22 protein-coding genes and 1 tRNA gene are annotated in these 23,403 nt (G+C 74.2%); 12 read left to right on the top strand and 11 right to left on the bottom strand.

Going from position 1 to position 23,403, the window contains the following annotated elements:
* Positions 1-148: 148 nt before the first annotated feature.
* From ACZ56B_RS23400 to ACZ56B_RS23420, 5 genes are read right to left on the bottom strand one after another with little or no spacing between them, the layout of a single operon-like run.
* Positions 149-1,168 carry a Gfo/Idh/MocA family protein gene (locus ACZ56B_RS23400; protein WP_468793864.1) on the bottom strand — a complete coding sequence of 340 codons (1,020 nt, stop codon included), beginning with the start codon at positions 1,166-1,168 and terminating at the stop codon, positions 149-151.
* Between the two features lie 23 nt (positions 1,169-1,191).
* Positions 1,192-2,094: a sugar phosphate isomerase/epimerase family protein gene (locus ACZ56B_RS23405; protein WP_468793866.1), complete on the bottom strand. Its 903-nt coding sequence runs from the start codon at positions 2,092-2,094 to the stop codon at positions 1,192-1,194.
* Position 2,095: 1 nt separating this feature from the next.
* Entirely contained in the window at positions 2,096-3,007 is a 912-nt protein-coding gene (locus ACZ56B_RS23410) for an ATP-binding cassette domain-containing protein (RefSeq protein ID WP_468793868.1), read from the bottom strand.
* A gap of 5 nt (positions 3,008-3,012) precedes the next feature.
* Complete coding sequence (locus tag ACZ56B_RS23415; RefSeq protein ID WP_468793871.1) at positions 3,013-4,089, bottom strand: ABC transporter permease; 1,077 nt, start codon at positions 4,087-4,089, stop codon at positions 3,013-3,015.
* Positions 4,089-5,108, bottom strand: coding sequence for a sugar ABC transporter substrate-binding protein (locus ACZ56B_RS23420; protein ID WP_468793874.1), 1,020 nt, complete (start codon positions 5,106-5,108; stop codon positions 4,089-4,091). The genes ACZ56B_RS23415 and ACZ56B_RS23420 overlap by 1 nt, the downstream gene beginning before the upstream one ends.
* Positions 5,109-5,421: 313 nt before the next feature.
* Between ACZ56B_RS23420 and iolC the strand changes: the two genes are divergently transcribed.
* The 6 genes from iolC (at position 5,422) to ACZ56B_RS23450 (ending at position 12,503) form a co-directional block, all read left to right on the top strand.
* Positions 5,422-6,414, top strand: coding sequence for a 5-dehydro-2-deoxygluconokinase (gene iolC / locus ACZ56B_RS23425; protein ID WP_468793877.1), 993 nt, complete (start codon positions 5,422-5,424; stop codon positions 6,412-6,414).
* Positions 6,415-6,427: 13 nt separating this feature from the next.
* Positions 6,428-7,303 (top strand): Cgl0159 family (beta/alpha)8-fold protein, encoded by an 876-nt coding sequence (locus ACZ56B_RS23430; protein WP_468793880.1) that lies wholly within the window; start codon positions 6,428-6,430, stop codon positions 7,301-7,303.
* An 82-nt stretch (positions 7,304-7,385) separates the two neighbouring features.
* Positions 7,386-8,279: a 5-deoxy-glucuronate isomerase gene (gene iolB / locus ACZ56B_RS23435; RefSeq protein ID WP_468793883.1), complete on the top strand. Its 894-nt coding sequence runs from the start codon at positions 7,386-7,388 to the stop codon at positions 8,277-8,279.
* Entirely contained in the window at positions 8,276-10,147 is a 1,872-nt protein-coding gene (gene iolD / locus ACZ56B_RS23440) for a 3D-(3,5/4)-trihydroxycyclohexane-1,2-dione acylhydrolase (decyclizing) (RefSeq protein ID WP_468793886.1), read from the top strand. Before iolB ends, iolD begins: the two co-directional genes overlap by 4 nt.
* A 35-nt stretch (positions 10,148-10,182) precedes the next feature.
* On the top strand, positions 10,183-11,676 hold the full coding sequence (locus ACZ56B_RS23445; protein ID WP_468793983.1) for a CoA-acylating methylmalonate-semialdehyde dehydrogenase: 1,494 nt from the start codon (positions 10,183-10,185) through the stop codon (positions 11,674-11,676).
* Positions 11,677-11,717: 41 nt separating this feature from the next.
* The gene (locus ACZ56B_RS23450) at positions 11,718-12,503 is read left to right on the top strand and encodes a GntR family transcriptional regulator (RefSeq protein WP_468793889.1); all 786 of its coding nucleotides are present in this window, start codon (positions 11,718-11,720) and stop codon (positions 12,501-12,503) included.
* Here ACZ56B_RS23450 and ACZ56B_RS23455 read toward each other — a convergent pair.
* From ACZ56B_RS23455 to ACZ56B_RS23465, 3 genes are all read right to left on the bottom strand, one after another.
* Positions 12,493-13,308, bottom strand: coding sequence for a DUF427 domain-containing protein (locus tag ACZ56B_RS23455; RefSeq protein ID WP_468793892.1), 816 nt, complete (start codon positions 13,306-13,308; stop codon positions 12,493-12,495). The two genes, ACZ56B_RS23450 and ACZ56B_RS23455, sit on opposite strands and share 11 nt — an antisense overlap.
* A 104-nt stretch (positions 13,309-13,412) precedes the next feature.
* Positions 13,413-14,396, bottom strand: coding sequence for an aldo/keto reductase (locus tag ACZ56B_RS23460; RefSeq protein ID WP_468793895.1), 984 nt, complete (start codon positions 14,394-14,396; stop codon positions 13,413-13,415).
* A 326-nt stretch (positions 14,397-14,722) separates the two neighbouring features.
* A tRNA-Pro gene (locus ACZ56B_RS23465) sits at positions 14,723-14,796 on the bottom strand.
* Between the two features lie 97 nt (positions 14,797-14,893).
* Between ACZ56B_RS23465 and ACZ56B_RS23470 the strand changes: the two genes are divergently transcribed.
* Together ACZ56B_RS23470 and cobF are read left to right on the top strand one after the other, a co-directional pair.
* A complete protein-coding gene (locus tag ACZ56B_RS23470) occupies positions 14,894-15,454 on the top strand; it encodes a DUF309 domain-containing protein (RefSeq protein ID WP_468793898.1) in 561 nt (186 codons plus the stop codon).
* 61 nt (positions 15,455-15,515) lie between these two features.
* Positions 15,516-16,298: a precorrin-6A synthase (deacetylating) gene (gene cobF / locus ACZ56B_RS23475; RefSeq protein ID WP_468793901.1), complete on the top strand. Its 783-nt coding sequence runs from the start codon at positions 15,516-15,518 to the stop codon at positions 16,296-16,298.
* A gap of 80 nt (positions 16,299-16,378) precedes the next feature.
* Here the strand turns inward: cobF and ACZ56B_RS23480 are convergent, their stop codons facing one another.
* Positions 16,379-17,128: a cobalt-precorrin-6A reductase gene (locus tag ACZ56B_RS23480; RefSeq protein ID WP_468793904.1), complete on the bottom strand. Its 750-nt coding sequence runs from the start codon at positions 17,126-17,128 to the stop codon at positions 16,379-16,381.
* Between the two features lie 130 nt (positions 17,129-17,258).
* Between ACZ56B_RS23480 and ACZ56B_RS23485 the strand changes: the two genes are divergently transcribed.
* Positions 17,259-18,686, top strand: a complete 1,428-nt coding sequence (locus tag ACZ56B_RS23485) for a diacylglycerol/lipid kinase family protein (RefSeq protein WP_468793907.1) — start codon at positions 17,259-17,261, stop codon at positions 18,684-18,686.
* A 28-nt stretch (positions 18,687-18,714) separates the two neighbouring features.
* Here the strand turns inward: ACZ56B_RS23485 and ACZ56B_RS23490 are convergent, their stop codons facing one another.
* Together ACZ56B_RS23490 and ACZ56B_RS23495 are read right to left on the bottom strand one after the other, a co-directional pair.
* Positions 18,715-19,488 (bottom strand): sulfite exporter TauE/SafE family protein, encoded by a 774-nt coding sequence (locus ACZ56B_RS23490; protein WP_468793910.1) that lies wholly within the window; start codon positions 19,486-19,488, stop codon positions 18,715-18,717.
* A gap of 98 nt (positions 19,489-19,586) precedes the next feature.
* Positions 19,587-20,774, bottom strand: coding sequence for a thiolase family protein (locus ACZ56B_RS23495; RefSeq protein ID WP_468793913.1), 1,188 nt, complete (start codon positions 20,772-20,774; stop codon positions 19,587-19,589).
* A gap of 467 nt (positions 20,775-21,241) precedes the next feature.
* Here ACZ56B_RS23495 and ACZ56B_RS23500 point away from each other — a divergent pair, with 467 nt between their 5' ends.
* The 3 genes from ACZ56B_RS23500 to ACZ56B_RS23510 all read left to right on the top strand — a co-directional run bounded on the left by ACZ56B_RS23500 (position 21,242) and on the right by ACZ56B_RS23510 (position 23,333).
* A complete protein-coding gene (locus ACZ56B_RS23500) occupies positions 21,242-21,724 on the top strand; it encodes a Dps family protein (RefSeq protein WP_468793916.1) in 483 nt (160 codons plus the stop codon).
* A 96-nt stretch (positions 21,725-21,820) separates the two neighbouring features.
* Positions 21,821-22,153 (top strand): DUF3140 domain-containing protein, encoded by a 333-nt coding sequence (locus ACZ56B_RS23505; protein ID WP_468793919.1) that lies wholly within the window; start codon positions 21,821-21,823, stop codon positions 22,151-22,153.
* Positions 22,154-22,520: 367 nt separating this feature from the next.
* Positions 22,521-23,333 (top strand): SAM-dependent methyltransferase, encoded by an 813-nt coding sequence (locus ACZ56B_RS23510; RefSeq protein WP_468793922.1) that lies wholly within the window; start codon positions 22,521-22,523, stop codon positions 23,331-23,333.
* The last annotated feature ends 70 nt before the right edge of the window (positions 23,334-23,403 follow it).

Here is a 23,403-nt window from a genome sequence, read left to right on the forward strand (position 1 = left end):
GAACACACCCCCCCCCCCCACCCCTCCTCCTGTTCCGGCGACACCCACGCCTCACCCCCACAGCCCGGGCCCCCCCCCCCCCCCGTCCCCCGGTTCCCGGTCGGCGCCGTGGTGGGCGGAGCGCCGCGGCGGCCCGGGAGGGCCCGGCTCACCGGTACAGCGCCGGCTTCTCCATCAGGTCGACCTCGACCCGGCCGCCGTCCTCCAGGGCGCGGACCCCCGCCTCGCAGACGGCCGCCGCGGCGTAGCCGTCCCAGGTGCCGGGGCCGGTGACCTCGCCGCGCCGGGTGGCGTCGACCCAGGCCTGTACCTCGTCGTCGTAGGCCTGGGCGAAGCGTTCGGTCCAGTCCTGGGCGACGGTGCCGCCCCAGCGGCCGGCCATGTGGGTCACCAGGGCGTGGCCGTCGCCGATGCGGGCGGTGCCGCGTTCGCAGACCGCCTCCGCCTGCACCTGGTAGCCGAAGCCGCAGTTGACGAAGATCTCGACGTCGGAGAGGGCGCCGCCGTCGGTCTCCAGGACGACGAACTGCGGGTCGCGCAAGCCCTCGGGGGCCCCGGAGGAGGGGGTGGGGCGCAGGACCGTGACGGCGGTGATCTCGTGGCCGAGGAGCCAGCGGGTGGCGTCGACCTCGTGGGCGACGGAGTCGCTGATCAGCATGGAGCTGGTGAAGAAGGGCGGGCTGGCCACGTTGCGGTGGCGGTTGTGCAGCATCAGCGGGCGGCCCAGCTGACCGGAGGACAGCAGCGCCTTCAGCTTCACGTACTCGGCGTCGTAGCGGCGCATGAAGCCGACCTGGACCCGGCGGTGGCCGAGGGCCTGTTCGGCTTCCATGACGCGCAGCGCGGAGGCCGCGTCGGGGGTGAGCGGCTTCTCGCACAGGACGGGCAGGTCGTGCTCGAACGCGGTGAGCAGGGCGGCCTCGTGGGCCGGCCCCGGGGAGGCGATGAGCACGGCGTCGACGTCGGCCGCCGCGATGGCGGCGGCCGGGTCGGTGTGGGCGGCGCAGCCGTCGACGCCCGCGGCCACGGCCGCGGCCCGTTCGGCGTCGACGTCCACGACGGCGGCGACCCGCGCCCCGTTGATCACCCGGTCGATGCGGCGCACGTGGTCCGCGCCCATGCGGCCCGTGCCGATGACGGCGATGCCCAGGGGTTCGCGCCGGCTCATCTCTCTGGTCTCCTCTTCGGGTGTCAGGCGCCGCAGGAGCGGAGGAACCTGCGGGTGCGGATCGCGATCGGGAGCGGCTTGTCCGGCTCGCAGGGGTACATGTCCTGCTCGACGATGGCGAAGAGGTCCACGCCCAGCTTCTGCGCGGCGGTGAGGACCGGGCCGAGCTCGGGGACGCCGGCGGGCGGTTCGCACATCACTCCGCGCTGCACGGCCGGCCCGAACGGGATCCCGTTCGCGACCACGTCGGCGAGGATGTCCGGGTCGACCTGCTTGAGGTGCAGGTAGCCGATGCGTTCGCCGTAGGTCTCGATCAGCTTGACGCTGTCGCCGCCGCAGTAGGCGTAGTGGCCGGTGTCCAGGCAGAGGTTGACCAGGTCGGAGTCGGTCGAGTCGAGGAAGCGCTCGACGTGCTCCTCGGTGTCGATGTGGGTGTCGGCGTGCGGGTGGACGACGATGTCCAGGCCGTAGGCGTCCCGCACCTCGCGGCCGAGGCGTTCCATGCCCCGGGTGAGGTGGCCCCACTGCTCGGTGGTCAGCTCCCGGGGCTCCAGGATCTCGGCGGTCTTGTCGTCGCGCCAGAAGGAGGGGATGACGACGAGGTGCTTCGCGCCCATGGCCTGCGTCAGCGCGGCGACGCGGCTGACCTGCTCCCAGGTGGCGTCCCACTCCGACGGGCCGCGGTGCAGTCCGCAGAAGATGGTGCCGGCGGAGACCTTGAGGCCTCGCCTGCCCACCTCGTCGGTGAGGCGGGCCGGGTCGGTCGGGAGGTAGCCGTAGGGGCCGAGTTCGATCCAGGAGTAGCCGGCCTCGGCGACCTCGTCGAGGAAGCGCTGCCAGGGCACCTGCTGCGGGTCGTCGGGGAACCAGACGCCCCAGGAGTCGGGGGCGGAACCGACCCGGATGCGGTCGAGCGCGACTGCCATGTCAGGACTTTCCTTCCGGGGTCGCCGCGGCGGGGGCCGACAGGTCGCCCTCCTCGGGCAGCCCTTCCGTGTCGACGCCGCGGACCTGTGCCAGCTCGTGCTTGAGGGCGGCCAGCTCGGCGCCGCCGGCCATGTGGTTGGTGAGTTCCTCGAGGCTGACCTCGCTGCGGTCGGCGCTCAGCTCCACGGTGCCCAGGCGCAGCACGCTGAAGTGGTCGCCGACCATGTAGGCGTGGTGCGGGTTGTGGGTGATGAAGATGACGCCGAGACCGCGGTCGCGGGCCATCGCGATGTACTTGAGGACGACGCCGGACTGCTTGACGCCGAGCGCGGCGGTCGGCTCGTCGAGGATGAGGACGCGGGCGCCGAAGTAGACGGCGCGGGCGATCGCGACGCACTGGCGCTGGCCGCCGGAGAGCGTGCCGATGGGCTGCTCCAGGTCGTCCAGGACGATGCCCATGTTGCGCAGTTCCTCGTCCGCGGTCCTCTTCATGCGCTCGATGTCGAGGCGGCGGAAGGGCCAGGGCCCCTTGGTCATCTCGGAGCCGAGGAAGAAGTTCCGCCACACCGGCATCAGCGGGACGACCGCGAGGTCCTGGTAGACGGTGGCGATGCCCTTGTCGAGGGCGTCGCGCGGGGTGGAGAAGCGCACCGGTTCGCCGTCGACGAGGAACTCGCCCTCGGTGTGCTGGTGCAGCCCGGAGACGATCTTGATGAGGGTGGACTTGCCGGCGCCGTTGTCGCCGAGGACGCAGGTCACCTTGGAGGCGTGGACGGTGAGGTCGACGCCGTGCAGGGCGCGGATGTTGCCGTAGGACTTGCCGGCGCCCCTCAGCTCGACCAGGGGGCGGTCCCCCTCGGGCGGGGTGTCCGTGAGGACGGCACCGTGGGTGCCGGTCGTCTTGTCGGTCATTGCGGTCACCTCCGGGTCGCCGTGCGCTGGACCCACAGATTGATGAGGACGGCGGCGAGCAGCATCACGCCGAGGAAGGCCTTGAACCAGTCGGGGTTCCAGCCGGCGTAGACGATGCCCTGCTGCACCATGCCGAACATGAAGGCACCGAAGACCGGGCCGATCGCGGAGCCGTAGCCGCCGGTCATCAGGCAGCCGCCGATGACCGCCGCGGCGATGTAGATGAGCTCCTGGCCCACCCCCTCGCCGGACTGCACGGTGTTGAAGGAGAACAGGTTGTGCATGCCGACGAACCAGGCGCCGAGGCCGACCAGCATGAACAGCGAGATCTTGGTGAAGGTGACGGGGACGCCGACCGCGCGGGCGCTCTCCTTGCTGCCGCCGACCGCGAAGATCCAGTTGCCGTACTTGGTGCGCAGCAGGACCCAGGTGGCCAGGGCGGCGAAGACCAGCCACCACACGACCGTGATCTTCACCTGCACGCCGGCGACCTCGAAGGAGGAGGCGAAGATCGCCTTGGCCTGGTCGAAGCCGGCCATGTCGCTGATGTCGTCGGTGGCGACGTTGCCGGTGACGAGTTTGGTGACGGCGAGGTTCGTGCCCTGCAGGATCAGGAAGGTGCCGAGCGTGACCAGGAAGCTCGGCAGTCCGGTCTTCACCAGCATCCAGCCGTTGAAGGCGCCGACGGCGAGGGACACCACCAGGGCGACGACCACGCCCGTCCAGACGTTCAGGGTGAGCTGGTAGCTGAGCATGCTCGCGGTCAGCGCCGAGGTGACGACGGCGACACCGGCCGAGAGGTCGAACTCGCCGCCGATCATCAGCAGGGCCACCGGCAGTGCCATGATCCCGATGGTCGACGACTGGTACAGGATGTTCGCCATCGAGCTGCCGTCGCGCACCGGCGGGGCGGTGAACAGGAAGAACACCGCGACGGCCACGGCACCGAGGAACACGCCGACCTCGGGCCGGGCCAGCAGGCGCAGCCCCAGCGGGCGCCGCACGGTGCGGCCGTCGGTCTGCTTCGGGCCGGGGGCCGGCGGTGTGTTCACCGCCGGCGCAGCCTGGTGGGTCATGCTCATCACCGCGTGCCCTTCGCGGCGAACTCGGAGACCGCGTCGACGTTGGACTCGTCGACGAACGCCGGGCCGGTCAGCACCGGCTGCTCGCCGCCGCCGCTGTAGTTGCCGTTGTTCTTGTAGAGCCACAGGCCGTCGATCGCGAGGTAGCCCTGGAGGTAGGGCTGCTGGTCCACGGCGAACTCGATGTCACCGCTCTGGATCGCCTTGGTCAGCTCCTTGTTGAGGTCGAAGGTGGCGACCTTCGCCTTGCTGCCCGCGTCGCCCACCGACTGCACCGCGGTCGGCGCGAAGGGCGCGCCGAGGGTGACGACGTAGTCGATGGCGGAGTCCTGCTTGAGCTTGGCGGTGATCGTCGACTTCACCGACGGCATGTCGACGCCGTTGACGTTGAGGATCTGGGTCTCGCCCTCGAAGGTCTTCTTCACCCCGTCGCAGCGCTGGGTCAGGCCGACGTTGCCCTGCTCGTGGACGACGCAGACGGCGTTCTTGGCGCCGACCTCGTTCAGCTTCTTGCCGAACGCCTCGCCCGCCACCGACTCGTCCTGGCCGAAGAACTCCAGCAGGCCGAGGTCCTTCCAGTCGCTCAGTCCGGAGTTGAGGCCGACGACGGGTATGCCGGCCGCCTCCGCCTTGGCTATGACGCCCTTGAGGGCGTCCGGCTTGGCGAGGGTGACCGCGATGCCGTCGACCTTCTGGTCGATCGCGTTCTGCACCAGGTTGGCCTGGTTGCCCGCGTTCGGGTCGGCGGAGTAGATGAGGTCGACGTTGTCCTTGGCCGCCGCGGCCTCGGCGCCCTTGCGGACGATGTCCCAGAAGGTGTCGCCGGGCGCCTGGTGGGTGACGAGGGCGACCTTCATGCGGGGCGTCGAGGCCTTGCCCGCGGAGGCGCCGGCTCCGCCTTCCTCGGCCTTCTTGCCCCCGGAGTCGCTGGAGCAGCCGGCGAGGGTCAGGGCGGCTGCCGCCGCGATCGCGGCGAACGGCGCGACTCTGCGGGAGCGGGTGTGAGAAGAGCGGTCCATCGTTCCTGCACCTCACTGTGCTACGCGGGGAAAGGGCGGGGGCCCGGGGATCCGGTGCCCGGAGCCTCGGGGCCCGGGTGGTGTGCCGTGAACACGGCGGTCGTGTTGGGACGGGATCAAATCCCGTGTTGCGTCTGCTGTCAATACTTTGTTAAGACATCATTTCACGAGCTAGTCCGAATGTAAGTACAAACTATTGACACCGCCGCCCTCCGAGACCTACACCTGGGAGGCGGCAGGTCCCGGAACCCCCGCCCACCGCGGCGGGGCGTTCCGGGACCCGCGTCCCCAGTTGCTCGAGGAGCGTCGCTCAATGGCCGACTCACCACAGTATTTCGACCTGATCACCATGGGCCGCATCGGGGTCGACCTTTACCCCCTGCAGACCGGTGTGCCCCTGTCCCGGGTGGAGACCTTCGGGAAGTTCCTGGGCGGCTCCGCCGCGAACGTCGCGGTCGCCGCCGCCCGCCTGGGCCGCTCCGCGGCGGTGATCACCCGCACGGGAGACGACCCCTTCGGCGCCTACCTGCACCAGGCGCTGGCGGACTTCGGCGTCGACGACCGCTGGGTCACGCCGGTCGCGGCGTACCCCACCCCGGTCACGTTCTGCGAGATCTTCCCGCCGGACGACTTCCCGCTGTACTTCTACCGCCGGCCCAAGGCCCCCGACCTGGAGATCCACCCCGACGAGCTGGACCTGGACGCCGTCCGCGCGGCCGGCATCTTCTGGATCACCGGCACCGGCCTGAGCGAGGAGCCGAGCCGCTCGGCCACGCTCGCCGCGCTCGAGGCCCGCGCGAAGGCCGGCACCACCGTCTTCGACCTCGACTGGCGCCCGATGTTCTGGCGCGACCCGGACCAGGCCCGCCCGTACTACCGCGAGGCCCTGCGGCACGCCACGGTCGCGGTCGGCAACCTCGACGAGTGCGAGGTGGCGACCGGGGTGCGCGAGCCCGACGCGTGCGCCGAGGCGCTGCTGGCGGCGGGCGTGGAGCTGGCCGTGGTCAAGCAGGGCCCCAAGGGCGTGCTCGCCGTGCACCGCGACGGCGGCCGGGCCGAGGTGGAGCCGGTGCCGGTCGAGGTCGTCAACGGCCTCGGCGCGGGCGACGCCTTCGGCGGCTCGCTCTGCCACGGCCTGCTCTCCGGCTGGGACCTGGAGCGGACCATGCGCCACGCCAACGCCGCCGGGGCCCTCGTCGCCTCGCGCCTCGCCTGTTCGTCCGCCATGCCGACCGAGCCGGAGGTGGCGGACCTCCTCGCGCGGACCGCGTCGCCGGGCGACGCCGGCCGGCCGAGCCAGTCCTGAACGGAGCCCTTCCTTGAACCTCAGCATCCCCGACCTCACCGCGGTCCGGGCCCGCCGTCCCGAGGCCGTCGCCGAGGCCGCCGCCCGCCGGGCGCGCCGCCCGCTGATCGGCGACAGCGGCCGGCTGATGATCGTGGCCGCCGACCACCCGGCCCGGGGCGCGCTCGGCATCGGCGACCGGCGGCTGGCCATGGCCAACCGCGCCGACCTGCTGGAACGTCTCTGCATCGCGCTGTCCCGGCCGGGCGTCGACGGGGTGCTCGCCACCGCCGACGTGCTGGAGGACCTGCTGCTGCTCGGGGTGCTGGAGAACAAGGTCGTCATGGGCTCGATGAACCGCGGCGGCCTGGCCGGCGCGGCCTTCGAGATGGACGACCGCTTCACCGGCCACCGCCCCGAGGACATCGAGCGCCTGGGCTTCGACGCCGGCAAGCTCCTGGTGCGCATCGACTACGACGACCCGGGCTCCCTGGACACCCTCGAGTCCACCGCCCGCGCCGTCGACGCCATGGCCGCGCGCAGGCTCCCGGTGTTCGTGGAGCCGTTCATCTCCCGCCGGGTCGACGGCCGGGTCCGCAACGACCTGTCCGCCGAGGCCGTCACCCGCTCCATCGCCATCGCGTCCGGCCTGGGCGGCACCTCCGCCTACACCTGGCTGAAGCTGCCGGTCACCGAGGACGCCGACGACATGGCGGAGGTGCTGCAGGCCTCCACGCTGCCCGTCGTGCTGCTCGGCGGCGAGGTCGGCGACCAGGAGGCGGCCTACGAGCGGTGGGGCAAGGCGCTGCGGCTGCCCTCCGTGCAGGGCATGGTCGTCGGCCGGTCGCTGCTCTACCCGGCCGGGGGCAGCGTGGAGGAGGCGGTGGACACCGCCGTGAGCCTGCTGTGAGACACCGGTCCCGAAGCGCCGTCCCGGGGCGCCCGCCCCGGGACGCTGTCACCCCCCGCCCGTTCCGAGACGGAGGCACGGCATGACGTACCACCTTCCCGCCGGCGAGGCCCCCGCCGGCCCCTACCTCGTCGACGTCACCCCCGAGACGGCCGGCTGGGGGTACTCCTCCCTGCGCGTGCTGGAGCTGCCGCCGGGCGGCACGCACGCCTTCGACACCGGCGACAGCGAGTGGATCGTGCTCCCGCTGAGCGGCGGCTGCACGGTCGCCGCCGACGACGGCTTCGGCCACGACACCTTCGAACTCACCGGCCGTAGGAGCGTGTTCGACGGCGTCAGCGACTTCGCCTACGTCCCGCGCGACGCCCGTGCGACGGTGACCTCGGCCGGCGGCGGACGGTTCGCGCTCACCGGGGCCCGCTGCACCCGCCGGCTGCCCGCCCGCTACGGACCGGCCCACGACGTGCCCGTGGAGCTGCGCGGCACCGGCACCTGCTCCCGCCAGGTCAACAACTTCGCGGCCGCCGGGGTCTTCGAGTGCGACAAGCTGATCGCGGTCGAGGTCCTCACCCCGGGCGGCAACTGGTCGTCCTTCCCTCCGCACAAGCACGACGAGCACCGGCCGGGCGAGGAGTCCGTCCTGGAGGAGGTCTACTACTTCGAGTTCGCCGGCCACGACGGCGTCCCCGGCCTCGGCTACCAGCGGGTCTCCCCCTCCGGTCCGGGCCGCGACACCGACGTGCTGGCCGAGGTGCGCGACGGCGACGTCGTCCTCATCCCGGACGGCTGGCACGGGCCCTCCATGGCCGTGCCGGGCCACCACATGTACTACCTCAACGTCATGGCGGGCCCCGAGGCCGAGCGCGCCTGGCTGATCTGCGACCACCCCGACCACGCCTGGATCCGCGACACCTGGCCGGAGCAGCCCGTCGACCCCCGACTCCCCCTCTACACCGCACCGGAGAGGTCCGCATGAGTCCCACCACCCGCCGACTGACCACCGCCCAGGCACTGGTGCGGTTCCTGTCCGCCCAGTACACCGAGCGCGACGGCGTGCGGCGCCGGCTGATCGCGGGCACCTGGGGCATCTTCGGCCACGGCAACGTGGCGGGGATCGGGCAGGCCCTCGTCGAGCACGCCGACGTCATGCCGTACCACCAGGGCCGCAACGAGCAGTCCATGGTGCACGCGGCCGTCGGTCACGCCCGCCAGCTGAACCGGCTCTCCGCGCAGGCGGTGACGACGTCCATCGGCCCCGGCGCGACGAACCTGGTCACCGGCGCCGCCCTCGCCACCATCAACCGGCTGCCGGTGCTCCTGCTCCCCGGCGACTACTTCGCCTCGCGCGCCGCCGACCCGCTGCTCCAGCAGCTGGAGCACCCGGTCTCGGCCGACGTGTCGGTCAACGACACGCTCCGCCCGGTGTCGCGGTACTTCGACCGCGTCACCCGCCCGGAGGCGCTGATCCCGTCCGCGCTGAACGCGATGCGGGTGCTCGCCGATCCGGCCGAGACGGGTGCCGTCACCCTGGCGCTGCCGCAGGACGTGCAGGCGGAGGCGTACGACTGGCCGGAGGAGTTCTTCGCCGAGCGCGTCTGGCACGTGCGCCGCCCCGCCCCGGACCCGGTGGAGCTGGCGGCGGCCGTCGAGGCCGTACGGGCCGCCCGCCGCCCGCTGATCGTCGCGGGCGGCGGGGTCCACCACAGCGAGGCGGAGGAGGCCCTGAAGGCGTTCGTGGACGCCACCGGCGTCCCGGTCGCCTCCACCCAGGCCGGCAAGGGCTCCCTGCGCCACGACCACCCGGCCGACCTCGGCGGCATCGGCCACACCGGCACCGCGGTGAGCGACGCCCTCGCCCGCACCGCCGACCTGGTGATCGGCGTCGGCACCCGCTACACCGACTTCACCACCGCCTCCGGCACCCTGTTCCAGAACCCGGACGTGCGGTTCCTCAACCTGAACATCACCGGCTTCGACGCGCACAAGCTGGCGGCGCGCACCCTGGTCTGCGACGCGCGCACCGGCCTGGAACGGCTCACCGAGGCCCTGGCCGGGCACCGGGTGGACGCGGCGTACGCGGCCGAGTACCGCGCCGGCAAGGAACGCTGGGAGGAGGTCGTCGAGGCCGCCTACCGGGCCGACGACGAGGGCGCCGCGCCGACCCAGACCCAGGTGCTCGGCGCGCTCGACGCGGTCGTCGGCGACGAGGACGTGGTGATCAACGCGGCCGGTTCGCTCCCCGGCGACCTGCACAAGCTGTGGCGCGCCCGCGGCCCGCGCCAGTACCACCTGGAGTACGGCTACTCCTGCATGGGCTACGAGATCCCGGCCGCCCTCGGCGTGCAGCAGGCGGCCCCCGGCACGCCGGTGTGGGCCCTGGTCGGCGACGGCACCTACCTGATGATGCCGACGGAGCTCGTCACCGCGGTCCAGGAGCGCCTGCCCGTCAAGATGGTGCTGATCCAGAACCACGGCTACGCCTCCATCGGCGGCCTGTCCGAGGAGACGGGCGGCGAGCGGTTCGGCACCGCCTACCGCCACCGGGCCGCCGACGGCACCTTCACCGGCGACCCGCTGCCCGTGGACCTCGCCGCCAACGCGGCCAGCCTCGGCATGGACGTGCTGCGCGCCAAGACCGTGCGGGAACTGCGCGACGCGCTGGCCGAGGCCCGCGCCGCCGACCGTCCGACGTGCGTCTACGTCGAGACCGACCCGACCCCCACCGCTCCCCCGGCCGAGGCCTGGTGGGACGTGCCGGTGGCCGAGGTGGCGTCCCGCGAGGCCGCCGTCCGGGCCCGCGAACGGTACGACTCCCAGGTCGCCGGACGCCGCCGCCACCTGTAGACCCCTCCCCCGTGACCGAAAGGCCCGTCAGGCACATGAAGACCATCGACCACTGGATCGGCGGCAAGCCCGTCGCCGGCACCTCCGGCCGCTTCGGCCCCGTCTGGAACCCGGCGACGGGCGTCCAGGAGAAGCAGGTCGCGTTCGCGACCGCCGACGAGGTGGACGCCGCCGTGGCCGCCGCGAAGGACGCCTTCGGGACCTGGGGCACCACCTCGCTGGCCCGGCGCACGGCGATCCTGTTCAAGTACCGCGAGCTCCTGGACGCGCACCGCGACGAGATCGCCGCGCTGATCACCGCCGAGCACGGCAAGGTGCACTCCGACGCGCTCGGCGAGGTCGCGCGGGGCATGGAGATCGTGGAACTGGCGTGCGGGATCAGCGTCCACCTCAAGGGTGAGCTGTCCACCGAGGTCTCCACCCGGGTCGACGTCGCCTCCCTGCGCCAGCCGCTCGGCGTGGTCGCGGGCATCACGCCGTTCAACTTCCCGGCCATGGTGCCGATGTGGATGTTCCCCCTCGCCATCGCCTGCGGCAACACCTTCGTGCTCAAGCCGAGCGAGAAGGACCCCTCGGCCTCCCTGCGCCTGGCCGAGCTGGCCGCCGAGGCCGGGCTGCCCGACGGCGTGCTGAACGTGGTCCAGGGCGACCGCGAGGCGGTCGACCGTCTCCTGGAGCACCCGGACGTCGAGGCCGTCTCCTTCGTCGGCTCCACCCCGATCGCCCGGCACATCCAGCTCAAGGCGGTCGAGCACGGCAAGCGCGTCCAGGCCCTGGGCGGCGCCAAGAACCACATGCTGGTCCTGCCCGACGCCGACCTGGACCTGGCCGCCGACCAGGCGATCAACGCCGCGTACGGCTCGGCGGGCGAGCGCTGCATGGCGGTGTCGGTCGTGGTCGCGGTCGGCGGCATCGGCGACGAGCTGGTCGGCCGGATCGCCGAACGGGCGAGGAAGCTGCGCATCGGCCCCGGCGACGACCCCGCCTCCGAGATGGGCCCCCTGATCACCCGCGAGCACCGCGACAAGGTCGCCTCGTACGTGACGGGCGCGGCGGCGCAGGGCGCCGAGGTCGTGGTCGACGGCACGGACCTCACGGTCGAGGGCCACGAGGACGGCTTCTTCCTGGGCGTCTCCCTGCTCGACAAGGTGCCCGTCACGGCGGACGCCTACCGGGACGAGATCTTCGGCCCCGTCCTGTGCGTGGTCCGCGCGGAGACCTACGACGACGCGATCGAGCTGATCAACGCCTCCCGCTGGGGCAACGGCACCGCGGTCTTCACCCGGGACGGCGGCGCCGCCCGCCGCTTCCAGCTGGAGGTCAAGGCGGGCATGGTCGGCGTGAACGTGCCGATCCCGGTCCCCGTGGGCTACCACTCCTTCGGCGGCTGGAAGGACTCCCTCTTCGGCGACCTGCACGTCTACGGCAACGACGGCATCGCCTTCTACACCCGCGGCAAGGTCGTCACCACCCGCTGGCCCGACCCGGCCGACGGCGGCGTCGACCTCGGCTTCCCCAGCAACTCCTGATCCCGCCCACCCCGCCCGTCCCGCAGCAGAGAGGTACCTCCATGGCGACGACCGGTGACCCCGCACGCGCCGTGACCGGGCCCGCGCTCAGCGCACTGGACTTCACCCTGGACCGGGGCAGTCCGGTGCCGCTGTACCACCAGCTCGCCCAGCAGCTGGAGGCGGCGATCGAGCGCGGCCTCCTCACCCCGGGCAGCCTCCTGGGCAACGAGGTCGACCTCTCCGCGCGCCTCGGCCTGTCCCGCCCCACCGTCCGCCAGGCCATCCAGTCCCTCGTCGACAAGGGCCTGATGGTCCGGCGGCGCGGGGTGGGCACCCAGGTGGTGCACAGCCAGGTCAAGCGCCCCCTGGAGCTGAGCAGCCTCTACGACGACCTGGAGGCGGCCGGCCAGGAACCGAGCACCCGGGTGGTCCGCAACGAGACGGTTCCGGCGCCCGCCGACGTGGCGGCCGCCCTGGGCCTGGCCGAGGGCGGCGAGGTGGTCCTCCTGGAACGCCTGCGCCGCACCCACGGCCAGCCGGTCGCCCTGCTGCGCAACTACCTGCCGTGCGGTCTGCTCGACCTGGACGGCGCCCGCCTGGAGTCGACCGGCCTGTACCGCATGATGCGTGCGGCGGGCATCGTCCTGCACAGCGCCCGCCAGACCGTCGGCGCCCGCTCGGCCACGGCGCAGGAGGCCGCCCGCCTGGACGAGAAGGAGGGCGCCGCCCTGCTCACCATGCAGCGCACGGCCTACGCCGACACGGGACGGCCGGTGGAGTTCGGCCGGCACCTCTACCGCGCGTCCCGGTACGCGTTCGACTTCCAGCTGCTGGTCAGGTCCTGAGGCCCGCGCTGAAGGGGGTGACCGGGCGCGGGAGGCGCTCCCCGTCCACGGTGAGGTCGACCGCCTCGTTGAAGAAGGCGAGCCGCCCGCCGATCGCGGACACGGCGGGCAGCGGATCGGGGTAGCTCCACACGATGTCCGGCGGCACGGCGCCCCCGCCGCGCCAGGACCAGTACCGGCTCGCCGTGCCCTTGTACGGGCAGGCGGTGCTGTGGTCCATGGCCTCGAAGAGGTCCAGGCGGACGTCCCGGCGCGGCAGGTAGTAGCGGACCGGCAGGGATGTCTCGAACAGCAGCACCGGGGACCGGGTGTCGGCGACGACCGTGCCTTCGATCTCGACCCGGACGTGGCGGCTGCTCGGCAGCGCGTCGACCCGTGTGTGCGGGTCACGGGGGTGGACGAAGATCTCCTCCTCCTCCTCGTACCAGTGGTCGAGCCCGGTGCCGGTGCGCGGGAACCACGCGAAGGCGATGTGGCCGGCCAGGTCGTGCGCGGGGAACGTCCAGGCCGCGTTCGGGCGCACCCCGCCGCCGGCCCCGAGGTCCCCGAGGTCGTAGAAGACCGTCGAGCCGGCGTGCCCGCCCGCGGGCGGGTTCCGCGCGGGGCTCAGGAGGTCCGTGCGCACCTCCTCGCGGGGGAAGGCGTACTGCGGGACGGGCAGCCGGGGCTCCCAGACGAGGAGCGGGTGGCGGCTGTCGACGACGGTGACGCCGCCCGCGGTGCCGCGCACCCAGCGCTCGCTGGGCTCCCACAGCAGGCCCTCGGGGGTCGCCCGCACGGCGCGGGCGGCGGGATGGGTGGTCATGGCCGGCGCTCCCTTCCGGTGTCCGGGGATCCGGGCCCCCCTTCCCCTCCACGGTCCCACCGGCGGACGCGGACGTCCCGGCGCACCCCCGCCCGGCCGACGGCTCAGTGCGCCCCGTCCAGCCGGGCCCGCTGCTCCGCCGTCAGTTCCAGGTCCACCGCCGCCAGGTTCTCCTCCAGCTGGGCCACCGAGGAGACCCCGGTCAGCGGGACGACCGGCAGCTCGTGGCCGAGCTGCCAGGCCAGCACCACCTGGCCGGCCGTCGCCCCGGTCTCCCGGGCGACCTCCCGCAGCACGGCCAGGCGGGCCGGGGTGCCCGGATGGTCGTAGTCGTGGGGCAGCCGCTCGGGACGGGCGTACGCGCCTTTCAGCAGCGGCGAGTAGGCGACCAGGGTCAGTCCGGGTTCGGCCCGCAGGTAGGCGGCCGTCTCGGCGCCGGCGTGGCCGAGGCTGCCGTCGGGGAAGAGGGCCTCCGGCACGTCGGTGCGGGGGCGCAGGTAGCTGTGCTGGTACTGGAGCACCTCGTAGCCGGGCAGCCCGGCCGCCGCCGCGAGGGCGCGGGCCCGCTCCACCCGCCACACGGCCTGGTTGCTCACCCCGAGCAGCCCCACCGTGCCCTCGGCGACCAGGGCCGCGAAGCCCTCGACCGTCTCGCGCTGGGGGACGGTGTGGTCGTCGATGTGCGCGTACAGCAGGTCCAGCCGCTCCGTCCCGAGCCGTTCCCGGCTGCGCTCCGCCGCCTCCCGGATCACCTTCGCCGACAGGCCCTCGGGGTTGTCGACGTAACCCGTGCCGGGGGCGAGGGGGCGGGCGCCGAGCTTGGTCGCGATCACGACCTCGTCACCGATCCCGCGGCTGCGCCGCCAGCGGCCGAGCAGTTCCTCGCTCTGCCCGCCCTGGCCGCCGTCGACCCAGAAGGCGTAGTTGCCGGACGTGTCGATGAAGGTGCCGCCGGCCTCGACGTACCGGTCGAGCACGGCGAAGGAGGTCTTCTCGTCGGTCACCGACCCGAACAGCATCGCGCCGAGCGCGAGCACGCTCACCTCGCGCCGGGTCCGCGGATCGGTGCCGATCGTGCGGTACTTCATGCCTGCTCCCTCGTCTCCCGCACCCCGCTCGCCGGGGCACGGGACGGGAGTCTCCGGCTTGGAGAGCGCTCCAGGTCAAGCGTGCCGTCCCTGATGTTCCCGTTCCGGCCGCAGCCGGCCGGCGGACGCGGGAAGGCGACGGGGCGGTGCGGAACGCTCCGATCAGCCCGGGCGGAACGGGGGCACGGGTCTGAACACGGTCGTCGGTGTACTCGTCGACGGAACGCCGGCCGGACGCGCGCCCGGGGCCCCACCGGCTCCCGGAAACAGTCGAGGGCCGGTTTCGGATGCCTCCGAAACCGGCCCTGACCTGCGACTCGCACGAGTCGGGACGACAGGATTTGAACCTGCGACCCCTTGACCCCCAGTCAAGTGCGCTACCAAGCTGCGCCACGTCCCGATGCGCTCAGGTGCGGCGAACCGCGTGAGCGCGGACAGTACTTTACCGCACACCGCGCCCCGTGCCGAAGCGAGGCCGGGCGGGGGACAATCGGCGCATGGGCAGCACGGACAGCACGGACAGGACGGGCGGCACGGACAGGACGCCGCCGGGCCGGACGGCCGTCGCGCGGGACCGCGACGGCGAGGGCCGGGCGCGCAACGCCCGGCCGCGGGACGGACTGGGGCGGCCCCTGCCGTACGGCGCGCGGGGGGTGCCCCGGCAGCCCGAGGGGGTCGTACGGCGGCCGGCGGAGAGCGTCGCCGAGGCGCAGCGGCTGCTGGACGAGGGCAAGCCGTTCCACGCGCACGAGGTGTTCGAGGACGCCTGGAAGTCGGGGCCCCGCCAGGAGCGCGAGCTGTGGCGAGGGCTGGCCCAGATCGCCGTGGGGCTCACCCACGCGGCGCGCGGGAACGCCACGGGCGGGGCGCGGCTGCTGCGGCGCGGGGCCGGCGCGGCGCGGGAGTGGGCGGCGGAGGCCGGGGGCGGGTGGCGTCCGCACGGGATCGACCTCGCCGGTGTCGTCGCCTGGGCCCGGGAGCTGGCCGCGGAGGTGGAGCGGGGCGGCGGGCCCGTGGACGCGGCGGCGCGGGCGCCCCGGCTGCGGGGGCCCGCGTAGGAGGGGCTCCCGGACGGGGTGCGGTGCGGGCCGTGCCGGGGCCGTGCGGCAGACTCGGGGCGTGCGAAGGATTCATGTCATCGGCATCGGCGCGGGCGACCCCGATCAGCTGACCCTGCAGGCGGTCAAGGCGCTGCGGGACACGGAGGTGTTCTTCCTCCTCGACAAGGGCGAGGTGAAGGCGGACCTCACCCGGCTCCGCCGGGACATGCTCGACGCGCACGTGCCGGAGGGCACGTACCGGGTCGTCGAGGCGCGCGACCCGGAGCGGGACCGGTCGGCCGGCGGCGCGGCCTACTCCCCCGCCGTCGGGGACTGGCGCAGCGCCCGCGCGGACGTCTACGAACGGCTGATCGCCGAGGAGCTCGGCGAGGACGGGACCGGCGCGTTCCTGGTGTGGGGGGACCCGGCGCTGTACGACAGCACGCTCGCGGTCCTCGAGGAGGTCCTGGAGCGCGGGACCGTCGCCTTCGCGTACGACGTCGTGCCGGGCATCAGCAGCGTCTCGGCGCTGGTCGCCCGGCACCGGACGGGGCTCAACCGCGTCGGCCGCCCGGTCCAGATCACCACGGGCCGGCGGCTCGCCGAGGGTTTCCCCGAGGGCGTGGACGACGTGGTGGTGATGCTGGACGCCCACCAGGCCTTCCGGCGGTACGCCGCCCAGGACGGCACGGAGATCGACATCTACTGGGGCGCCTACATCGGCACCCCGGACGAGATCCTCGTCTCCGGCCCCCTCGCCGAGGCCGCGCCCCGGATCGAACGGCTCCGTGCCGAGGCCCGGGAGCGCAAGGGCTGGATCATGGACACGTACCTGCTGCGGCGCCGGACGCCCGGGCGGTAGGCGGTGCCCGGACCGGGCGGGCGCGGACCCGCCGCGCGGGCGGGCGGGCGTCCGGCACGGCCGCGCGGCGGGTCCGCCGGTCACGGCCGGCCGAGGGCGTCCAGCCGGCGCAGGACCGCCGCCGTGTCGGGGACCGCGGTCACCCCGTCCGGGAGGGGCGGGCGCCGTACGACCACGACCGGCAGTCCGAGGTCGCGGGCCGCGGTGAGTTTGGCGGAGGTCGCCGCTCCGCCGCTGTCCTTCGTCACCAGCACGTCGATCCGGTGGTCGCGCAGGAGCGCCGTCTCACCGGCCACGTCGAAGGGGCCCCGGGCCAGCAGGACGCGCGTGTGCGGCGGCACCGGCGGCTGCGGCGGCTCCACCGACCGGACGACGAAGCACAGGTCCGTCAGGTGGGCGAAGGCCGCGAGGCCCAGGCGGCCCGTGGTGAGCAGGACCCGGCGTCCGAGCCGGGGCAGCAGGTCGGCCGCCGCGTGCAGCGAGGGGACCGGGTGCCAGTCGTCGCGCGGGCCCGGCCGCCAGCCCGGCCGGCGCAGGACCACCAGGGGCAGCCCGGTCGCGGCCGCGGCCCGTGCCGCGTGCGCCGTCATGGTCCGCGCGAAGGGGTGGGTCGCGTCGACCACGGCGTCCACGCGCTGCTCGCGCAGCCAGCGGGCCAGTCCCTCCGCGCCGCCGAAGCCGCCGACGCGCACGTCGCCCGCGACGGTCCCGGGCCGTGCCACGCGCCCGGCGAGCGAGGTGGTCACCCGGGTTCCCGGGCGGGCGGCCAGCTCGGTGGCCAGTTCGCGCGCCTCGGTGGTGCCGCCGAGGACCAGGATGTGCGGGGGCATGGCGCCGAGGGTACGGGGCACGGGCACCGCGTCCGGCACCGGCCCGTGCGCCGCCCGGCAGTCGGCCCCGGTTTCGGGCCGCGCACCCGCACGCGCACGCCCTACGATGACGCCGGCGACGGGAGGAATCATGGCCGTGGACTTGAGCGGGCGCCGCTACCGGGCCCAGCGGTGGGCGGCGCGGGGGGCGCTGGCCGCCGCCGGGCTCGCGGTGGCGGCCCCCCTCGCCTTCGGCGGGCTGCGCGGTCTGCTGCTGCTGGTCTGCGGGGTCGTGGGGCTGGGGGTCAGCGCGGCCGCCGTGTGGTGGACGCTGACGCTGCGGGGCCCGTTGCGGTGGGGGGCCGCGCTGGTCGCCGTCTGCGTGCCCCTCTCCGTGCTCACGCTGTTCGCCGCGACCCTGTTCTGGGCGCTGCCGGTGTCAGTGGCCCTGTGGGGCCTGGCGGTGTGGTGCGGCCGGTTCGCGCTGCGGGGGACGGGCGGCGAGCCGGTCCCCGCGCGGGAGCGGCGGCTGCCGCCGCCCCGACGGCCGGTGCTGATCATGAATCCCCGGTCGGGCGGCGGCAAGGTGGGCCGGTTCCGGTTGCGGGAGAAGGCGGAGCGCATGGGGGCGCGGGTCGTCCTGCTCGACCCGGACGAGCGGCACGACGTCACCGCACTGGCCCTGGCCGCCGTCGCGGACGGCGCGGACCTGCTGGGCGCCGCGGGCGGCGACGGCACCCAGGCGCTGGTCGCGGCCGTGGCCGCCGAGCACGACCTCCCGTTCCTGGTCATCAGCGCCGGGACGCGCAACCACTTCGCCCTGGACCTCGGTCTCGACCGCGGCGACCCGGCGTCCTGCCTCGACGCGCTGACGGACGGCGTGGAGCTCCGCGTCGACCTCGGCTTCGCGGGGGACCAGCCGTTCGTGAACAACGCCTCCTTCGGGGCGTACGCGGCGATCGTGCAGAGCCCCGCCTACCGCGACGACAAGCTCGGCACCAGCCTGGAGATGCTGCCGGACCTGCTCACCGGTCAGCAGGGGCCCCGGCTGGTCGCCCGCGCGGGGGACACGACCATCACCGCTCCGCAGGCCGTGCTGGTCAGCAACAACCCGTACCACACCGGTGACCCCTTCGGGTTCGGCCGGCGGGACCGGCTCGACTCCGGTGTGCTCGGCGTCCTCGGCGTCCGGCTGGAGGGCGCCGTCGACGCCGCCGCGCTGCTGCTGAACCCCGACCCGAGCGGGCTCACCCTGCTGACCGCCCGCGAGGTCGTCATCGAGGCGGACCGTGCGCAGATCGACGCCGGGGTCGACGGGGAGGCCATGGTGCTGCCGGTGCCCGTCCGCTGCCGCATCGCGCCGGGCGCGCTCCGCGTCCGCGTCCCGCGCAGGCGGCCCGGCGTCGCCGAGGGCCCGCCGCGGCTGGACTGGCGGCGGCTGCGCAAGCTGGCGGCGACGGTCGGCCGCACGGCCGCGCCCGGCCGGCTGCGGCACCCGGGCGGTCCTCCGGCCCACTCGCACGGGTCCGGCGGCCGGCACGAACCGAGCGGCCCGGGTTCCTCGGTCCCGCCGTCCTGACCGGCCCCGGCCGGCCCCGCCGGGCGGCTCAGCGCAGCAGCAGTTGCAGGCCGCCCACCACCGTCGCGGCGATGACCAGTTGCTCGAAGAGCCGCTGGTCGATCCGGTCCACGGCCCATCTGCCGAGGAGCGCGCCGGGCACCACGAACAGCACGAGTGCCGCGTCGAGCAGCAGCGACCGGGCGTCGATCAGACCGAGTCCGGCGCTGAAGGGCAGCTTGGAGGTGTTGACGATCAGGAAGAAGAAGGCGGAGGTTCCCAGGAAGCCCATCTTCCGGAAACCCGCGGAGAGCAGGTACAGCGACATCACCGGTCCGCCCGCGTTGGCGACCATGGTGGTGAAGCCCCCCAGGACGCCGTAGGAACGCGCCTTGGCCCGGCCCGCGCGGGTGGTGACCGCGTCCGGTTCCTCCCGGGCGTCGGCCGTCCGCCGCCGCCACACCGTGACCCCGGCCATCAGCAGCAGGATCGCGCCGATCGACGTCCGCACGGCCCCGTCGTCCGCCCACATCAGGAACACCGTGCCGACGACCACGCCCGCCGCGACCGCCGGGAACAGCCGCCACAGCGTGGGCCAGTGGGCGTGCCGGCGGTAGGTGAGGACGGCGAGGAGGTCGCCGGCGATCAGGATCGGCAGCAGCACGCCGGTGGAGGCGCGGGCGGGCAGCACCGCGGCGAAGATGGCGAGGCTGACCGTGTTGGCCCCGCTGACGGCGGTCTTGGAGAAGCCGACGAGCAGGGCCGCGAAGGCGAGCGCGGCGAATTCCCAGCCGTTGAGGTCCCAGAGGGTCATGGTGTTCATGCGGGACCGATGGTATGTGCGGGCGACCGGGTCCGTGCGGACCGTCTCGCCTGGTGGCACCCGCCGTCGGGGAGGGGCCTCCGGCGGGGCCCTCCCGGTCAGTGCCGCTCGACCAGCACCGCGCTCCCCTGCCCCACGCCCACGCACATCGTCGCCAGCCCGCGCTCCGCGCCGGTGCGCCGCATGCGGTGCAGCAGGGTGGTGAGGATGCGGGCGCCGGAGCAGCCCAGCGGGTGGCCCAGGGCGATCGCGCCGCCGCTGGGGTTGACCAGGTCGGGATCGATGCCGAGCTGGTCCACGCAGGCCAGCGCCTGGGCCGCGAAGGCCTCGTTGAACTCGGCCTCCCGGATGTCTCCGACGGCCCAGCCGGCGCGGGCCAGCGCCTTGCGGGTGGCGGGGACCGGACCGATGCCCATGACGTCCGGGTGGACGCCCGCGGAGGCGCCGGCGACGTAGCGGCCGAGCGACTCCAGGCCCAGCTCGTTCAGGGCCTCCTCGCTGACCAGGATCAGCCCGGCGGCGCCGTCGTTCATCGGGGAGGCGTTGCCCGCGGTGACCGAGCCGCCCGCGCGGAAGACCGGCTTCAGCCGGGCCAGCTTCTCGAGGGAGGTGTCCTCGCGGATGCACTCGTCGGTGTCGACGACCACGCCGTCCGGACGGGTCACCGGCAGGAGTTCGTCGTCGAAGTGGCCCTGCCGGCGGGCGTCGGCGGCCCGCCGGTGGCTGCGCAGGGCGAACTCGTCCTGGCGCTCACGCGGGACGCCGTACCGGGCGGCGACCTCCTCCGCCGTCTCCCCCATCGACAGCAGGCCGTGGAGGTCCTTCATCGCGGGGTTGACCAGCCGCCAGCCGAGCCGGGTGTCGGCGGTCTCGACGCGGTGCGGGAGGGCCTCGTCGGGGCGGGGCAGGACGAAGGGGGCGCGGCTCATCGACTCGGAGCCGCCCGCGATCACGATGTCGGCCTCACCGGCCGCGACGGTGCGGGCGGCGAGGGTGACGGCCTCCAGCCCCGAGGCGCACAGCCGGTTGACCGTGGCGCCGGGGACGGACTCGGGGAGCCCGGCGAGCAGCGCGGCCATGCGGGCGACGTTGCGGTTGTCCTCGCCGGCCTGGTTGGCGGCGCCCCAGTAGACGTCGTCCACGCGGGCCGGGTCCAGCGCGGGCACGTCGGCGACCAGGCCCCGGATCACGGCGGCGGCGAGGTCGTCGGGCCGGACCGGGGAGAGGGCTCCGCGCAGCTTGCCGAGGGGGGTGCGGCGGGCGGCCGCGAAGTGGACGGGACGCACGAGGGAACTCCTGACCGGATGCCGGGGGCCGTACCGTGCCCGGCGGCTTGTGTGGTTAGCACCGCTAGTTTTTGACTATAGACCGCCGGGCGGCCCCTGGGAAGATCCCGAGGACCGCGCCGGCTCCCCCGGAGATCCCCGTGCCCCGCCGTCCGCGCGCACCTCCCCGGCCGGCGCCCGGCACGAGGTGTTCCCCGCGGCCCGCGGGGCGGGGTGCCCGACGGTCCGGCGCGCCTGCCGGAGGGCGTTCCCGCAGGCCGAGACGTCCCCGGGCGGCGGCCGGGCCGGGTTTGCCGGGGGAGGGCGGGGGCACCCGCGCGTCCAGGGAGTGGCGGCGGAACACCGCCCGCACGGGGAGGGCCCGACCGCACGGGGAGGATCCCGGGTCGCCCCTCCTCCCGGGCGGGGCACGGCTCCGTACGGCCACGACCACGACCACCGGACACACCGAGGAGGAGCACCACCCCATGACCGTTGTGAGGAGCACCCTGCCCGACGAGGCCCGCCGGGTTTCCTGCGAGGCCCTCCAGGACACCCTGGTGGACCTGCTCGGACTGTCGCTGATCGGGAAGCAGGCGCACTGGAACGTCGTGGGTCCGCGCTTCCGTTCGATCCACCTCCAGCTGGACGAGGTGGTCTCGGCCGCGCGCGCCCAGGCCGACACGGTGGCGGAGCGGTCCGCGGCGCTCGGCGTGGCTCCGGACGGCCGCCCGGAGACCGTCGCCAAGGTCTTCTCCCTGCCGGCCCCGAAGGAGGGCTGGCTGCGCGACTCGGAGGCCGTGCAGGTGATGACGGAGGCGCTCGGGGCGGCGATCACGCGGCTGCGCGAGCGCATCGACGCCACCGAGAAGGCCGACCTGGTCACCCAGGACCTGCTGATCTCGATCACCGCGGAGCTGGAGAAGCAGCGGTGGATGTTCGAGGCGGAGAACTTCCCCGGCGAATCCTGACCGCCGCATCCGCACGGAACGGGCCGGCGCCCGGCGTCCGCGTCCCCGCGCGGACCCGCGCCCGGCCGGAGCACGGACGCACGTGAGGGGCACACCATGAGCGACGCCCGCGAACTCGACGCGCTGTGGGAGGACTTCCACCGCGTGGTGAACATGACCTCGGCGGAACTCGCGGCCTGGCTGCGGGTGCGCGACGCCGACGAGGAGGTGGAGCCGCTGCCGGACCAGGCGGGCACCGGCACCGGGCAGCACGTCCTCGCCATCCTGCAGAAGCGGCGCACCGACCTCACCGAGGACGACCTGCGGGTGATGGAGGAGGTCGTGGACACCGTCACCGCGCAGACGGACCTGGAGAACGAGCCCGCCGCCGAGGACACCGCCCGCCGGCACCGGCTGATGACGCTCGGCCACGACCCGCTCAAGGCGTAGCCGTGGCCGGCCGCGGCGGGCGGGCGGGGCGTGCGCCCGCCGCCCGCGGCCGGGCGCACGCCCGGGAGACGGGCGTCCGGTGAGGGCCGTCGGGCCCCGGCAGCCGTGCACCGGCTGCCGCCCCGGCCCGTCCGCCCGGACCCACGGGGCCGCGCGGAGCCGGCCGGCGGGAGCGGGCGGCCGCCCTCGGCCGGGGCGGACCCCGAACGGCCCCGGGCGGGCCGTTCCTCTCCCTTTTCCCGTGCCCCTTCCCGGTCCCCTCGTTCCCGGGACAGGGTGATCACCACACGGCACAATGACCGCGACGGCCGGCTGCGGCCGTACCGGCAGGTGCCGGCCAGGGACCGGCGAGGGAGAGGAAGAGACCGTGAGTGAGGGCCACACCCCGCCGAGCGGCTCGGCGAGGCTGAACACCGGTGTGGCGCACAACGCGCGCGTGTGGAACCACTGGATCGGCGGCAAGGACAACTACGAGGTCGACCGGCGGGTCGGCGACCACGTCGCCTCGATCATCCCGGTCATCCGGGACATCGCCCGGGCGGACCGGGAGTTCCTGGGCCGGGCGGTGACGTACCTGGCCGGCGAGCGCGGCGTGCGGCAGTTCCTCGACATCGGCACCGGGCTGCCGACCGCCGACAACACCCATGAGATCGCCCAGCGGATCGCGCCCGAGGCACGGGTCGTGTACGTCGACAACGACCCGATCGTGCTGGCGCACGCCCGCACCCTGCTGACCGGCACCCGGGCCGGCGCCACCGACTACGTCGACGCCGACGTGCACGATCCGGACGCCCTCCTCGAACGGGCCGCCGGGACACTGGACCTCACCCGGCCCGTCGCGGTGATGATGCTGGGCATCCTCAACTTCGTGCTGGACACCGGCAAGGCCCACGACATCGTGCGCCGCGTCATGGCCGCGGTGCCCTCCGGGAGCTTCCTCGTCCTCACGCACCCCACCTCCGACCCCGAGGTCGGCGGCGAGGACCAGGTCCCCGCCATGGAGTTCTGGAACGAGAACGCCACTCCCCCGATCACGGCGCGCGGCGCCGCGGACATCGCCGCCTTCTTCGAGGGGCTGGAACTGGTCGAGCCCGGCCTGGTGCCGTGCTCGCGGTGGCGCGCCGCGTCCGGCTCCGCCGTCGTCGTGCCCCAGTACGGCGCGGTGGCCATGAAACCCTGACCGGACCGGCCGGTCCGGCCGCCGTCACGGCGCCGGGCCGGTCACCGCCACCGCGGAGCGGACGCCTCCC

It is taken from the genome of Streptomyces sp. NPDC034670 (genome assembly GCF_055574875.1).

What these genes read in the sequence shown, in the direction of transcription:
- ACZ56B_RS23400 (WP_468793864.1), bottom strand. Translation starts at nt 1,168, where the DNA reads ATGAGCCGGCGCGAACCCCTGGGCATCGCCGTCATCGGCACGGGCCGC.
- ACZ56B_RS23405 (WP_468793866.1), bottom strand. Translation starts at nt 2,094, where the DNA reads ATGGCAGTCGCGCTCGACCGCATCCGGGTCGGTTCCGCCCCCGACTCC.
- ACZ56B_RS23410 (WP_468793868.1), bottom strand. Translation starts at nt 3,007, where the DNA reads ATGACCGACAAGACGACCGGCACCCACGGTGCCGTCCTCACGGACACC.
- ACZ56B_RS23415 (WP_468793871.1), bottom strand. Translation starts at nt 4,089, where the DNA reads ATGAGCATGACCCACCAGGCTGCGCCGGCGGTGAACACACCGCCGGCC.
- ACZ56B_RS23420 (WP_468793874.1), bottom strand. Translation starts at nt 5,108, where the DNA reads ATGGACCGCTCTTCTCACACCCGCTCCCGCAGAGTCGCGCCGTTCGCC.
- iolC (WP_468793877.1), top strand. Translation starts at nt 5,422, where the DNA reads ATGGCCGACTCACCACAGTATTTCGACCTGATCACCATGGGCCGCATC.
- iolB (WP_468793883.1), top strand. Translation starts at nt 7,386, where the DNA reads ATGACGTACCACCTTCCCGCCGGCGAGGCCCCCGCCGGCCCCTACCTC.
- iolD (WP_468793886.1), top strand. Translation starts at nt 8,276, where the DNA reads ATGAGTCCCACCACCCGCCGACTGACCACCGCCCAGGCACTGGTGCGG.
- ACZ56B_RS23445 (WP_468793983.1), top strand. Translation starts at nt 10,183, where the DNA reads ATGAAGACCATCGACCACTGGATCGGCGGCAAGCCCGTCGCCGGCACC.
- ACZ56B_RS23450 (WP_468793889.1), top strand. Translation starts at nt 11,718, where the DNA reads ATGGCGACGACCGGTGACCCCGCACGCGCCGTGACCGGGCCCGCGCTC.
- ACZ56B_RS23455 (WP_468793892.1), bottom strand. Translation starts at nt 13,308, where the DNA reads ATGACCACCCATCCCGCCGCCCGCGCCGTGCGGGCGACCCCCGAGGGC.
- ACZ56B_RS23460 (WP_468793895.1), bottom strand. Translation starts at nt 14,396, where the DNA reads ATGAAGTACCGCACGATCGGCACCGATCCGCGGACCCGGCGCGAGGTG.
- ACZ56B_RS23470 (WP_468793898.1), top strand. Translation starts at nt 14,894, where the DNA reads ATGGGCAGCACGGACAGCACGGACAGGACGGGCGGCACGGACAGGACG.
- ACZ56B_RS23480 (WP_468793904.1), bottom strand. Translation starts at nt 17,128, where the DNA reads ATGCCCCCGCACATCCTGGTCCTCGGCGGCACCACCGAGGCGCGCGAA.
- ACZ56B_RS23485 (WP_468793907.1), top strand. Translation starts at nt 17,259, where the DNA reads ATGGCCGTGGACTTGAGCGGGCGCCGCTACCGGGCCCAGCGGTGGGCG.
- ACZ56B_RS23490 (WP_468793910.1), bottom strand. Translation starts at nt 19,488, where the DNA reads ATGAACACCATGACCCTCTGGGACCTCAACGGCTGGGAATTCGCCGCG.
- ACZ56B_RS23500 (WP_468793916.1), top strand. Translation starts at nt 21,242, where the DNA reads ATGACCGTTGTGAGGAGCACCCTGCCCGACGAGGCCCGCCGGGTTTCC.
- ACZ56B_RS23505 (WP_468793919.1), top strand. Translation starts at nt 21,821, where the DNA reads ATGAGCGACGCCCGCGAACTCGACGCGCTGTGGGAGGACTTCCACCGC.